Here is a 13,966-nt window from a genome sequence, read left to right on the forward strand (position 1 = left end):
AGATGAGAATAGGTTTGGTCGTTGAAGGCAGCTACCCCTTTGTAAGTGGAGGGGTAGCAAGCTGGGTTCAAATGATTATCCAGCAGTTTAAAGAACATGAATTTACGATTTTTGCGATAGTCCCTCAAGTAAAAACAGAAGATGAATATCAATATGAAATTCCAAGCAACGTAAAAGATATCATTATGATTCCTTTGCAATCAGAAAATGAAGCAAAACATATAAAAACTAATTTAACTGAACAAGAAGTGCAGACACTTCAAAAATGGTTTACATTTCAAGCCAACGATACAACAGCATTACAAATATTAGGGAATAAACAAAAGCTAGGAACACTCCATTCCTTCTTCGAAAGCCGTGAGTTTTATGAGATTGTTAAAGAAAGCTATTTATATGAAGAAAGTAGTGGATCCTTCTTAAATTACTTTTGGATGTGGAGATCTATGTTCACACCAATCATTCAAATTTTACAAATTGATTTTCCTGAACTAGATCTTATTCATTCTGTATCGACAGGATATGGTGGATTACTTGGTGCTGCAATTAGTGCCAAGTCCGATATACCATTTATTCTAACTGAGCACGGTATTTACTCCCGGGAGCGTGAAGAAGAAATACTACAATCTACTTGGATACCAATTGAATACAAAAAAAGATGGGTTTCTTTCTTTCATCACTTGTCTCATCAAGCATACGAACAAGCTGCTGATGTAATTACGTTGTTCGGCCGAAATAGTGCATATCAAAAAGAATTAGGTGCCCCGGCTCATAAACTAAAAATCGTTCCAAATGGCGTTACTTTATCTGACTATAAAGGGTTACGTAAACCAAAATACAATTCGGATAAACTCATCATTTCCGCTATTATACGAGTTGTGCCAATTAAAGATGTAAAAACAATGATTTATGCAGCTAAATTATTATTGGAAAAAGACATTCCATTTATATTTTACTTGCTAGGTCCTGATACGGAAGAAGCAGAATATGCTCAGGAATGTCGTGATTTAATTCAACAATTAGGATTAGAAGAGCATGTAATAATGACCGGCAAAGTAAATATTAAAGATTACTTAAAACAAACAGATCTTCTCGTATTAACAAGTATATCTGAAGGACAACCATTAGCTATGTTAGAAGGAATGGCAGCAGGATTACCATGGGTTGTTACAGATGTCGGCTCTTGTAAGGAATTAATTTACGGACAAGATGGAGATCCTTACGGACAATGTGGATTTGTTGTACCACCTGTATCTCCTGAACAAGTTGCCATTCATTTAGAGTGGTATTATCGTCACCCTGAATCCATTCAACAATTTGGTGATAATGGGCGCAATCGTATTGAAGCGCACTATCAATTATCAGGCGTCGTTGATAGTTATCGTAAGCTTTACTTAGAAAGAGGTAAAAAAACATGGCAGGAATAGGATTTCGTTTACAAAAATTATTCCAAGAAGACTACTATTCTTCAAGAATAAAGGCGTACGGATTTTCATTATTTGTTACAGCTGGTCCGTGGTTAGTCGTTATTTTAGCAGTAACAGCTATTCGATACATTTTAAGTTTGTTCCATTCTATTCCAACCGAAGAACAGCGCCTTTTCACAATTTCAATTTCATACTGCTTTATTTTTTCTCAAATCATATATGGTGCCTTGCAACTCATCGTAACTAGATATGTGGCTGACCTTTTATACGAGCAAAAAGCTGATAAAGTATTTTCTTCCTTTTTAGGAATGACGAAAATCACACTTTTCTTAGCTATTATCTTATGGCTTTTGTTTGCAATTTTTACACCATTAGCCTTGTATTATAAAATCGTGATGCTATTTTTATTTTTAGCTTTAAACATCATTTGGATTCAATCCATTTATTTAACAGCAGCTAAAGATTATCAGTCCATCGCTCTTGCATTTTTAATTGGTTCCATTTTCTCCTTATCTGGAATTGCGCTTATCGCTTACTGGCATCCAACACTTGGAATAGAACATGGATTTGCCCTATTACTTTTAATTTCTTTTACAATCGGGACCTTCATTACATTAGTGTGGTTAAGTATAGTTATTGTACGAATGTTTCCAAATAGTGATGCTACCGAACAATTTACCTTCCTTTCTTACTTAGATAAATATCCGGAACTATTTTGGTCAAGCTTACTTTACAATATTGGCATTTGGGTATGTAACTTTGTTATTTGGTTCGGAGAAGGGCGAGGAAATATTGAAAACACGTTTATTTATCATCAAATGTATGATACCTCTGTTTTCTGGGCTTATTTAAGCATTATCCCAACCTATATTTTCTTCGTAGTATCCATTGAAACAAGGTTTTATGAACGGTATAAGAAGTTCTTCGGTTCAGTTAACAATGGGGCGACATTAAATACAATTTTACAATTAAAAGAATCAATGAACTTTGTCCTAAAGCAAGAAATGGAACGCATACTTCGTAATCAAGGTATTTTTTCTTTACTTATTATTTTTATAATATGGATGTTTAGTTCACAATCTGGGAACGTGACACTTGAATACTCTATTTTGCAACTGACTATAATTGGTGCTTATGCAAACGGGATGGTCCTTGTTATCACGTTACTACTCTTATATTTTGAAGATCGTAAAGGGGCATTTCGAACATCAGCCCTGTTCTTTTTTGCAAACCTATTATTAAGTCTTCTTCTACTTCCATTTGGATTCAATGGTTACGGTATTAGTTTTGCACTCGGATCTTCTATTACATTCTTATATGCTATTTCTAGACTCTTTACTTATATTAAAGATATTGATTACTATACATTTTGTCAGTCAAACGCTCCTATAAAACGACGAACTTTCTTTACTACATTTGCTAATAAACTTAATGGAAAATAAACAGATAAAAAATGACCTCTTGCTTATGCAAAGGTCATTTTTTTTATCTGTTTATTAAACTTCTAGATAGCCATTTTTGTTATTTGATTGCCATCTCCAAGAGTCTGCACACATCTCTTCTAATCCGAGTTTTGCTTCCCATCCTAATTCACGCTTCGCTTTCGATGCATCTGCAAAACATACTGCAACATCACCAGGGCGACGATCCGTAATTTTATAAGGAACTTCCTTGTCTGAAACCTTTTCAAATGCTTCAACCATTTCCAATACACTATAACCAGTACCTGTACCGAGATTATACGCATCTATCCCAGTAGTGCCAAGTACCTTTTCAAGCGCCTTTACATGGCCACTCGCTAAGTCTACAACATGAATATAATCACGGACACCCGTGCCATCTTTTGTTGGATAGTCATTTCCAAATACACTTAATTCCTTTAGCTTACCTACTGCTACTTGTGTTACATATGGCATTAAGTTATTTGGAATTCCACTTGGATCTTCTCCAATACGCCCACTTTCATGCGCACCAAATGGGTTGAAATAACGAAGTAATGCGATACTCCATTCTGCATCCGCAAATGCTACATCACGCATAATTTGTTCAATCATTAATTTCGTTTGACCATATGGATTTGTTGCACTTAATGGAAACTCCTCCGTAATTGGTGATGTTTCTGGGATACCATACACTGTTGCAGATGAACTGAAGATCATCTTCTTCACATCATGCTTCTGCATCACTTCACATAGCACTAATGTGCTTGTAATGTTGTTATGATAATACGTTAATGGGATTGCTACTGATTCCCCTACGGCCTTAAAGCCTGCAAAGTGAATAACAGCTTCAATTGTATTTTCTTCAAAAATCGTATCCAGTGCTTCTCGATTTAAAATATCTTCTTTATAAAACTTAAACTGTTTTCCTGTTATCTCTTTCACTCGATTTATAGACTCTACTGAGCTATTCGAAAGATTATCTACTACTATAATTTCGTAACCGTTTTTTAGTAATTCTACGCATGTATGACTACCAATATATCCTGCTCCACCTGTTACAAGTATTGCCATAATTATAGTCCTCCATATTTCATTCATTATAAACTTATCAAAGTATATCACATATTTCTTATCATATGTTTATTATGCGAACACAGAAACTTACATTTTATCCCATACTTATTTTGTACAATATACGATTCCAATTAGGTAATAAAAAAACGCCACATAACAGACATCGCGTGGCGTTTTTTTATCAAATTACGTAACAATATACACTTAGAAAATGTGCAAGACTACCTAACAATACAAAAACATGAAAAATTTCATGGTGTCCCATATATTTAAACTCCAACCATTTTGGCTTCGCACCGTAAATAAACCCACCAATTGTATAAAAAATGCCTCCAAGTACTAAGAAAATAATACCTCCTGTACTTAAATTCTCAGCTAGCGGTGCAAAGAATAGAACAATTAACCAACCCATCAGAAGATAAATTGCTGTCGATAACCATCTTGGACAATTAAACCAAAACATTTTAAAAACAATACCCAAAATCGCAGTTGCATAAACTAAACAAAATAATAGTAAACCATTTGCCGAGTTTAATGTAATTAAGCAAAAGGGTGCATATGTACCTGCAATTAATATAAAAATCATAGAATGATCTAGTTTCCTAAAGAAATAAATAACACGTTCACTGGCTACAACACTATGATACACAGCTGACGCCATATAAAGGACCATCATCCCGATACCAAATAAAATAATGGCTGTAATTGCAGCAACAGATGGCATCTTAACAGAAACCTTCACAAGCATAGCTAATAATGCAATAAATGATAATACAGCTCCTCCTAAGTGAGTAAATGCATTAACTGGTTCTCTTACATAAGCATTCATATAAACACCCCTCATATAATTACATGTAGTTTTCATAACTACATGTAATTATATACATATTATTCGTGCGGGTCAACATTTACAATTCATTTGTTTCGTAATACCATATTTAAAGATATACTAAACATTAAGTTCCACTAAGTTATAAAAGTGAGGGGTTCTACGTGGAAAATATAAATAAATTACTTGAATCATTACATTTAGAAAAAAGTATTAAACTTGAGGATATCCCAAATGTCGACTTATATGTAGACCAAGTTGTCCAACTATTTGAGAATACTTATGCGGATACAACGAGAACTAATGATGAAAAAGTATTAACAAAAACGATGATTAACAATTACGCAAAAGGGAAATTATTCATCCCTATCAAAAATAAAAAGTATTCAAAAGAACATATGATTTTAATCAGCTTAATTTATCAATTAAAAGGAGCTCTTTCCATTAATGATATAAAAAGCTCCTTAGAAAATATAAATGCACCGTTAATAAACGATGATACATTCGAATTAAATACTCTATATAAAGATTACCTTTCTCTTACTGACACCAATGTGGACAGCTTTAAGCAAGACGTGAATAACCGTGTTAAGGAAGTAAACGAGGTTTCTTCCTTAGAAGATCCAAAACTAGAAAAATTTTTATTACTAACATCCTTCGTGACTATGAGTAATATGTATAGACGTTTAGCAGAGAAACTAGTTGATGATCTCAAAGAATCGTAAACAAAAAACTATCCACCTGTTAGAGTGGATAGTTTTTTTGTTTACTTAATTGCTTCATGAACCTTTAATTGTTTCCCTTTAATCGTTGTGTTTTTCATGATTTTTAAAACAAGTGGTCCTTTTCCGTTTAATATTTCAACGTAAGAAACATTGTCTTGTATTGTAATAATTCCTATATCTTCTGCCGTAACACCTTTAATTTTAGCAATTGTACCGACGAAATCTACCGCCCTAATTTTCTTTTTCTTCCCGCCATTAAAGTACAATTTCATAATTCCTTTGTTTAGGTCTGCATTTTTATCTTTCTTTATAATTGGTTTAGCATGTATCTTTTCCTCAAATAATGCTTTCCCCTTCATAACTTCTTCTTTTGAAGGTGCAAGTGCCTTTGGAATTTCAAAGCCAATGTACTCCTCAATCTCTTCTAAAAATCTATTTTCATACGGCGTCATGAATGTAATAGCTTTCCCGTTATTACCAGCTCGTCCCGTTCTTCCCGTACGATGTACATAACTTTCTTTTTCTAATGGAATGTCATAGTTAATAACATGTGTAATATTATCAATATCAATTCCTCTAGCAGCTACGTCTGTCGCTACTAAATAACGGAACTTTCCTTTTCTAAAATCGTCCATAACTTCAAAACGATCTTCTTGTACCATACCACCATGTATTTTGTCACAAGGATAGTTAACCCGCTTTAACTGTTGAAATACGTGATCTACATTTTCCTGCGTACGACAAAAAATAATACAACTATCTGGATTCTCAATCGTTGTTACATCTTTAAGAAGTGAAAGCTTCTCCTCTTCTCTCATCTCAAAAAGTGTATGTTCAATTTTATCTGTTGTAATCCCGGCAGCCTTAATTTCAATATGCGTTGGCGAATCCATATACTTACGAGATAACTTTTCAACATCTTCTGGAAGTGTTGCTGAAAATAGCATTGTCATTCGTTTTTTAGGTAATTCGTCAATAATTGCCTCTACTTGATCGATAAAACCCATATTCAGCATTTCATCTGCTTCATCAATAACTAAATACTTCAAACACTCTAAAGAAAGGGTACCTTTTTCAATATGATCTAACACACGGCCAGGAGTCCCAACTACAATATGTGTTTTTTGCTTTAGCTCTAATTTTTGACGTGCAAATGGGGATTTACCATAAACTGCAGCGGCCTTAATTCTCTTGAAGCGACCTATATTCGTAATATCTTCTTTTACTTGCACCGCAAGCTCTCTCGTCGGTGTTAAAACTAAAGCTTGTGGCTTATTCTCTTCCCACTCCACCATTTCACAAAGTGGTATGCCAAATGAAGCGGTTTTTCCACTTCCAGTCTGTGATTTCACGACAAGGTCTTTCTTTTGCAAGGCAACTGGAATAACCTCTCCTTGCACTTCCGTTGGATGTTCATATCCTAAACCAGTAAGTGCTCTTACAATTTCCTTACTTAATGCATAATCGGTAAAACTTCTTTTACTCATGTATTAACCTCTTTTTATTCTGTATTATTTTCTTTTTTCGCTTTTCCTATCAATGAATTATCATATACGTTATTATCACCTTTTTCATTATACTTGAAAGCTCACATAAAAAGGCGAATCATTGGTGATTCTCCTTACTAAACAAAAGGATTTTCTATTTCAAAAAATTTATAAAATTATTATTTCATATATTGCTCAACTAGCTGATAGCACCTTTCCTTCGTACTATTTACATTCGATGAAATACTTGCTAAACCTGACAATGTTCCCTGTCCGGATTCATTCCAAGCTTCCTCGGCCTTTTGATCTCGATACGTAATCCATTCACGCTGTTTCTCTCTCAAGGTGTTCATTTCATTTATAGGAAGTTGCATTTTCAAAACACCATAAATCTCATTTAAAGCTTGATCCCATGCATCGTACCTTCTAACTTCTCCTTCTTTCATTTCAGTTGTAATTCCGTTCTCATATAAATAATCGAGTTTCTTCAAACTCTCCTCAATACTATTTAATTTAGTAATATACTCTGCCTTCTGGCCGACAATAACACTTTCTTTCTTAGGCTCTTCTACTTTCGGCTTCTCTTCATTTTTATTTTCTTCCTTACGGTTCTCATCTTTTGTTTTATCTACATCTACTGTCCTCGGCACACTCTGTATAATTTGTTCATTCGCATTTTGATAATATACTTTAAACTGTTCTTTCCCTTTCGTTTCCCTAATAATTACATTCAGTTGCTCTTTTACATCCGCAAACTTCTGCTCGTTTTTCAACTCCTCTACTTTAGTGAACATTTGCTTATATTTTTCTTTCTCATCTTTTTGATTAGCTAAAACTTCTCGTTTTTCTTTTACTTGTTTGGCTAATATAACTGAACTAGCAAAATCATTTTCAATTTCCCTCAATAACGAAATTGCTCGGTCTATATTACTTTCCTGTAATGCTTCAATCATTTTATTCGTTTGATTCATCTTCAGCCTTATTTTCCGATCATCCTTCTTTTCTTTTAATGCTAATTCAAAAGATGCGACTGCTCTATCGTATTCTTTATTTTCCAATGCTAAATCTCCTTGTTTCTTTGCCTTATCAAAGGCATCATTATTGCTACATCCGGCAACAACCAACAAAGTTATTCCTATTGTTAGTATTAGCTTTTTCATAGTATTTCCCCAGCCCCCTCGCTCAAAATAAGAAGCATACATACAATCTTATGCAATTATCGCAACTTTCCTTACTTTTTTATAAACGAACGTTACGCATAATAAATCTATTTAAATTCGTTTTTAACGTTATTTTTAAAATATATTGGCTTCTTTTTCAAAAAATGTTAAGAAAATCTTTGACTTCTTACTGAAAATGATATAAATTATCCTATGGACGAACATTTTTAATCAATAAAAATAAAATATTCGTATTTTAGGGGTGCAAATGATGGAAAACGTATTTGATTATGAAGACATTCAATTAATTCCTGCAAAATGTATTGTAAATAGCCGATCTGAGTGTGATACAACTGTCACTTTAGGAAAACATAAATTTAAATTACCTGTCGTACCTGCAAATATGCAAACGATTATTGATGAAAGAATCGCAACTTATTTAGCTGAAAATAATTACTTCTACATCATGCATCGTTTCCAACCAGAGAAACGAATTTCATTCATTAGAGATATGCAATCACGTGGATTAATTGCTTCAATCAGCGTTGGTGTTAAAGAAGACGAGTACGAATTCGTACAACAATTAGCTGCTGAGCAACTTTCACCTGAATACATTACAATCGATATCGCACATGGTCACTCTAATGCTGTGATCAACATGATTCAACATATTAAAAAACATTTACCAGAAAGCTTCGTTATCGCTGGAAACGTTGGAACTCCAGAAGCGGTAAGAGAATTAGAAAACGCTGGTGCTGATGCAACAAAAGTTGGTATTGGACCTGGTAAAGTTTGTATTACTAAAATTAAAACAGGCTTTGGAACTGGTGGTTGGCAGCTAGCTGCACTTCGCTGGTGTGCAAAAGCTGCAAGTAAGCCAATTATCGCTGACGGTGGTATTCGTACACATGGCGACGTAGCTAAATCAATTCGATTTGGAGCAACTATGGTTATGGTCGGTTCTCTATTCGCTGGTCATGAAGAGTCTCCAGGGGAAACAATCGAAAAAGATGGCAAACTTTATAAAGAGTACTTCGGCTCAGCTTCTGAATTCCAAAAAGGTGAGAAGAAAAACGTTGAAGGTAAGAAAATGTTCGTTGAGCATAAAGGTTCTTTAGAAGACACTTTAATCGAAATGGAACAAGATCTTCAATCCTCTATTTCTTACGCTGGTGGAACAAAATTAGACGCAATTCGTACTGTAGATTATGTAGTCGTGAAAAACTCTATTTTCAACGGCGATAAAGTATATTAATTCTTAAATTTAACTCGAAGGACAAGCATTATTTATGCTTGTCCTTCTTTTTGCATGTAAAAAACAGGCGAATATTTTATCTTTACTGAATTTTCTAGTATTATATTTTTAGATACTTAAAATAAGGGGGATATATTAAATGAAACATGTAATTGAGAAACGTCCTATTCGCGAAGAAGTTCCTACTGAACTAAAATGGGATCTTTCTGACTTGTATAAGTCTGATGATGAATGGCACACTGCACTAAATGTATTAGAAAATGATATAAAAAGACTCGATGCATTTAAAGGACAATTACACACTGGCCCCGCTACCTTATTAAATTGCCTACTTTTAGAGGAAAAGCTTTTAATGCAGTTAACAAAACTTAGCACATATGCATATTTAAAAGAATCCGCTGATCGTACAGATCCAGTTATTCAAGCGAACTCTTCCAAAATTTCCGCTTTAGGGACGAAAGTACATGCTGCACTATCCTTTATTCATAACGAAATCCTCTCATTTGAAGAAGGAACAATTGAAAAATATTTAACTGCGGAAACAAAACTCGAACCTTTCCGTAAATCGTTACTCGAAATACTTAAAAAGAGGCAGCACACTCTCTCACCTGAAACAGAAGAAACTCTTGCTGCACTCGGCGAAGTTCATAGTTCCCCCTACAAAATTTACGGCATGACTAAATTAGCCGATATGGATTTCCCTCCTATACAAGATGAACAGGGAAATGATTTGCCTGTATCATTTGCATTATTTGAAAGTAAATATGAATTTTCTTCAAGCGCATATATACGTAGAGAAGCGTATTCATCATTTGTTTCCACATTGAAACGATATAAAAATACAGTTGCAACAACATATGCTACTGAAGTAAAAAAACAAGTGGCGCTTTCTCGTTTACGCAAGTACGAGTCCGTTACCCATATACTTTTAGAACCTCAAAAAGTTCCACTTGAAATGTATAACAATCAACTAGATATTATTTATAACGAATTAGCGCCTCATATGCGCCGTTTTGCAGATTTAAAAAAGAAAGTATTAGGGCTTGACCAAATGCTTTTCTGTGACTTACACGCACCTTTAGATCCTGAATTTAATCCAACAATCACATACGAAGAAGCTGGTAAATTAATTCAAGAATCTTTAAAAGTATTAGGACCTGAATATAGTACTATTATTGAAAAAGGATTTAAAGAGAGATGGGTAGACCTTGCAGATAACGTAGGAAAATCAACAGGTGCCTTCTGCTCTAGTCCATACGGTTCTCACCCATATATTTTAATTACATGGCAGGGTACGATGCGCGGATGTTTCACATTAGCTCATGAATTTGGACATGCTGGTCATTTTTATTTAGCAAATAAAAATCAGCGCATTATGAATGTACGTCCTTCTATGTACTTTGTTGAAGCTCCATCAACGATGAATGAATTACTGTTAGCTCAGCATTTACTTGCGACAACGGAAGATAAGAGAATGCGTAGATGGGTTATTCTGCAACTACTCGGCACGTACTACCATAACTTTGTTACCCATCTACTTGAGGGAGAATATCAAAGAAGGGTATATGCTATAGCAGAGGAAGGACAAGCACTTACAGCCACCACTTTAACTGAACTAAAAACAAATGTCCTTTCTACATTCTGGGGAGATTCAGTAGAAATTGATGAAGGTGCTGGTTTAACATGGATGCGTCAACCTCACTATTATATGGGCTTATATTCTTACACATATTCAGCAGGCCTAACTGCATCTACCGCTGTAGCCCAAATGATTAAGGAAGAGGGACAGCCTGCTGTTGATCGCTGGCTCAACGTACTCCGAGCAGGCGGTACGATGAAACCACTCGAATTAATGAAACACGCCGGAGTAGATATGTCAAAACCAGATGCAATCCGCAAAGCTGTTTCTTACGTTGGTTCCTTAATTGATGAATTAGAGCGTTCTTATCAAGAATAAAAATAAGCCCTCACTTTGAGGGCTTATCCTATATTCACTTTCCAAACCTTTTACGGTATCCACATTTTCTACAAAGTTCTTCAACCGCAACCCTTTTCGAAAATCCGTCTACAATATTTTGTGCCCTTTCACCTTCTATAATGTTAGAAAATGAATCATCATTAATATTCCCAAGATTAATAATGCCTTCACCGTCTAAACAACAAGGTATAACCGTTCCATTTGCTAAAATACCAGCTTGATTTCGAAGACCATGACAGAAACCTTTTCCATCATCCTCTTCTTCATGTAATGCTGGCCACTGGAATTCATAGTCTTGATTAATAAAGACACGTTCCGCAATTTTTATACCTTTTCCTGGTGTAAGCTTCTCTTCAATTTGATAGGATAGATCAAACTCATTTTCAATTATGGATAATAAATCCCTATTTTTCTGGATTTCAGCATTTGTTTTATTATCCTGAGTTAAATTCCATAATCTTAGTGAAACAATTAAATCCGATTGACTCGTTGCCTCTCTAATGAAAGAAAGTATACTTCTTACATAGCCCTCTTTATCTTGCGAACCTGGGTGTCCATCAAAACTGTGTAGTGAAAAATTCATTTGTCTTAACGCAGGTTTATTTAACAGTCTATGCCTTCTCTTATTAATTAACGTTCCGTTCGTTGTAATATTAACTTTAAACCCTTTTTCATGGCTTAAATCTAATAGTTGATCTATTTTTGGATGGAGCAACGGCTCACCCTTCACGTGCAAATAAATGTAGTCTGTGTGGGGTTTAATTTGGTCTAATCTTTTAGCAAAATCCTCCACAGAAATGAATTGCTTCTGCCTTTCCGTCGGCGGACAAAAGCTGCACGCAAGATTACATACACTCGTAATCTCCAAGTAAAACTTCTTAAACTTCTTCACCTTTAATTCCTCACTTCTCTGACTACTTATACTTTTTCCTCTTCATATTACAGCATATTTTTTTAGAAATAGAAACATACTTATTTTAGGAAATCTACATACCATCTATTAATATTTAAAAGACCATCGGTGATTTTTGTCCAATGGTCTTTCTCACTATTAGTTACCTTTAACCTCTTTTACATATTCCCATGTTTCACCTTGGTTTTTGGACTGATAAAGTATACTACTATTACCATTGTAGTCTCCATCCTCTCCTTGACCCACTAGCATGTTAAAAACTCCATCCTTCTCATAAGGCATATTAGGAAAATCAAACGGATTTATTAACTGTCCACTTTCTAGTTTCACTTCATAATTCGTATAGCTCACCTTTTTAAAAGTTATACCACCATCATCTGTACGGTATAGCCTCCCTTCATTACCAGAGGGTCTGGCTGCCCTTAAAAATCCGAGCTTTTCATTAAAAAAGATGATTCCTGATGCACTACCAACCGTTTCATTGAACGGATCTTCATTTATAACTCCCCATGTTTCCCCACCATCAATCGTCTTGCTTAGTGAATAAAAGGTACTCCCTAATGCTTTATCTGTAACATTTAGTTTATAACCCACTTCTTTTGAAAAGTAAAATTGCTCATTATTAGTTAGATCCTTCTTTTTCTTTTTAGAACTACTTTCCTTACTCCAATTTGGGTCACCTAGTAAATTATATCTAGCAGGTACTATCTCTTTCTCTTTTCCGGGGATAAATATAGATACCGTATATCCAATTATTTCGGATTTTGCTTCTTCAAGCTTCTCTAATTTCCCATCTTTATTAATATTAATAATTCCTTCTCTATTGTAACCCCAGTTTCTTTTCCCATAATAAACCAGCCCATATTTATCTTCATTCCACTTACTGACAGTTTGTTTAACTGGAATGGCTTGAACTGTTTTAATTAAAGGTTTTACTAATTTATCTTCATTATAATCAGCGTTAATATACCCATTTAGTCCTACAAAAATATCTTTTGATTTATTTTTATTATAAGATATTAAGTAGCTTTCCTCTTTTCCAGCAGCATTTTTTCCATAAAGAAAAGTATCAAATGATGTAATTGTTCCATCTGAGTTAAATTCCAAAGCAAAACCATCCGACATATATAACTTCTTTGGCAAAGTATATTTCTTATTTATATCTTCAAAAATACCCTCTACACCATACTTATATATATTATCACGCTCAAGTTCAACTGATCTTTCGTTTTTTACGCTTTCTATAAACCATGCTAGTCTACCACCATAATTTGTTGCACTTTTATAAATTTTCATCCCATAAAAAAGCGTTATAAAAATAATGATGATAACGGAACAATATTTCCATCCTTTTATATTTATTAATTTGGACGATTCATGTTCCCCATTTTTTATAACTTTAATTGTAGTAACTATAATGATAAGGATTAAAAATACTACACATAGTAACAGAATATAAATATTATTATTCATTCTCCCATACATACATAACAAAGCTAACTCATAACAAAAAATCCAGTACCCAATTATTAATAATGGATTTTTTAGTAATGATATAAGTACTTTTTTCATATTTCCCCTAACTATGTTAAGCCCCCCTAATTACATCTAATACTTCTTTTTTCCTATATTGATTATGCTTTATTTCACCAAATACTTACATCTCCCCTTTTAATTAT

General features: G+C 34.1%; 11 protein-coding genes. 5 read left to right on the top strand and 6 right to left on the bottom strand.

The features are described from left to right. Positions 1-2 precede the first annotated feature (2 nt). Together pelF and pelG are read left to right on the top strand one after the other, a co-directional pair. Complete coding sequence (pelF, locus tag NSQ47_RS20410) at positions 3-1,424, top strand: GT4 family glycosyltransferase PelF (RefSeq protein ID WP_002113198.1); 1,422 nt, start codon at positions 3-5, stop codon at positions 1,422-1,424. After that, positions 1,412-2,866 (top strand): exopolysaccharide Pel transporter PelG, encoded by a 1,455-nt coding sequence (gene pelG, locus NSQ47_RS20415; protein ID WP_341037907.1) that lies wholly within the window; start codon positions 1,412-1,414, stop codon positions 2,864-2,866. Before pelF ends, pelG begins: the two co-directional genes overlap by 13 nt. 54 nt (positions 2,867-2,920) lie before the next feature. Here the strand turns inward: pelG and galE are convergent, their stop codons facing one another. Further along, the gene (gene galE / locus NSQ47_RS20420; protein ID WP_078180452.1) at positions 2,921-3,937 is read right to left on the bottom strand and encodes a UDP-glucose 4-epimerase GalE; all 1,017 of its coding nucleotides are present in this window, start codon (positions 3,935-3,937) and stop codon (positions 2,921-2,923) included. Between the two features lie 184 nt (positions 3,938-4,121). Next, positions 4,122-4,769: a PAQR family membrane homeostasis protein TrhA gene (gene trhA, locus NSQ47_RS20425; protein WP_341037912.1), complete on the bottom strand. Its 648-nt coding sequence runs from the start codon at positions 4,767-4,769 to the stop codon at positions 4,122-4,124. Positions 4,770-4,933: 164 nt separating this feature from the next. Between trhA and NSQ47_RS20430 the strand changes: the two genes are divergently transcribed. After that, positions 4,934-5,494, top strand: coding sequence for a DUF1836 domain-containing protein (locus NSQ47_RS20430; protein ID WP_341037914.1), 561 nt, complete (start codon positions 4,934-4,936; stop codon positions 5,492-5,494). A 41-nt stretch (positions 5,495-5,535) separates the two neighbouring features. On the opposite strand, the gene NSQ47_RS20435 is transcribed toward NSQ47_RS20430, so the two are convergent. Both NSQ47_RS20435 and NSQ47_RS20440 read right to left on the bottom strand, forming a co-directional pair. Further along, positions 5,536-6,981 carry a DEAD/DEAH box helicase gene (locus NSQ47_RS20435; protein WP_341037917.1) on the bottom strand — a complete coding sequence of 482 codons (1,446 nt, stop codon included), beginning with the start codon at positions 6,979-6,981 and terminating at the stop codon, positions 5,536-5,538. 179 nt (positions 6,982-7,160) lie between these two features. Next, complete coding sequence (locus tag NSQ47_RS20440; RefSeq protein WP_341037918.1) at positions 7,161-8,141, bottom strand: lysozyme inhibitor LprI family protein; 981 nt, start codon at positions 8,139-8,141, stop codon at positions 7,161-7,163. 271 nt (positions 8,142-8,412) lie between these two features. On the opposite strand from NSQ47_RS20440, the gene guaC reads away from it, so the two are divergent. Together guaC and pepF are read left to right on the top strand one after the other, a co-directional pair. After that, complete coding sequence (guaC, locus tag NSQ47_RS20445) at positions 8,413-9,396, top strand: GMP reductase (RefSeq protein ID WP_002068771.1); 984 nt, start codon at positions 8,413-8,415, stop codon at positions 9,394-9,396. A 139-nt stretch (positions 9,397-9,535) separates the two neighbouring features. Further along, a complete protein-coding gene (pepF, locus tag NSQ47_RS20450; protein ID WP_341037920.1) occupies positions 9,536-11,353 on the top strand; it encodes an oligoendopeptidase F in 1,818 nt (605 codons plus the stop codon). Between the two features lie 34 nt (positions 11,354-11,387). Here the strand turns inward: pepF and NSQ47_RS20455 are convergent, their stop codons facing one another. Next, positions 11,388-12,266, bottom strand: coding sequence for a radical SAM/SPASM domain-containing protein (locus NSQ47_RS20455; RefSeq protein ID WP_078180440.1), 879 nt, complete (start codon positions 12,264-12,266; stop codon positions 11,388-11,390). 159 nt (positions 12,267-12,425) lie between these two features. Further along, the gene (locus NSQ47_RS20460) at positions 12,426-13,859 is read right to left on the bottom strand and encodes a WD40/YVTN/BNR-like repeat-containing protein (protein ID WP_341037923.1); all 1,434 of its coding nucleotides are present in this window, start codon (positions 13,857-13,859) and stop codon (positions 12,426-12,428) included. Between the last annotated feature and the right edge of the window lie 107 nt (positions 13,860-13,966).

Origin of the sequence: Bacillus sp. FSL R10-2780 (genome assembly GCF_038006125.1) — a bacterium.
GTDB classification, from domain to species: domain Bacteria; phylum Bacillota; class Bacilli; order Bacillales; family Bacillaceae_G; genus Bacillus_A; species Bacillus_A cereus_U.

Bases quoted from the DNA above. Each gene is read 5' to 3' on its own strand.
- pelF (WP_002113198.1), top strand. From the start codon at position 3: ATGAGAATAGGTTTGGTCGTTGAAGGCAGCTACCCCTTTGTAAGTGGA.
- pelG (WP_341037907.1), top strand. From the start codon at position 1,412: ATGGCAGGAATAGGATTTCGTTTACAAAAATTATTCCAAGAAGACTAC.
- galE (WP_078180452.1), bottom strand. From the start codon at position 3,937: ATGGCAATACTTGTAACAGGTGGAGCAGGATATATTGGTAGTCATACA.
- trhA (WP_341037912.1), bottom strand. From the start codon at position 4,769: ATGAATGCTTATGTAAGAGAACCAGTTAATGCATTTACTCACTTAGGA.
- NSQ47_RS20435 (WP_341037917.1), bottom strand. From the start codon at position 6,981: ATGAGTAAAAGAAGTTTTACCGATTATGCATTAAGTAAGGAAATTGTA.
- NSQ47_RS20440 (WP_341037918.1), bottom strand. From the start codon at position 8,141: ATGAAAAAGCTAATACTAACAATAGGAATAACTTTGTTGGTTGTTGCC.
- guaC (WP_002068771.1), top strand. From the start codon at position 8,413: ATGGAAAACGTATTTGATTATGAAGACATTCAATTAATTCCTGCAAAA.
- pepF (WP_341037920.1), top strand. From the start codon at position 9,536: ATGAAACATGTAATTGAGAAACGTCCTATTCGCGAAGAAGTTCCTACT.
- NSQ47_RS20460 (WP_341037923.1), bottom strand. From the start codon at position 13,859: ATGAAAAAAGTACTTATATCATTACTAAAAAATCCATTATTAATAATT.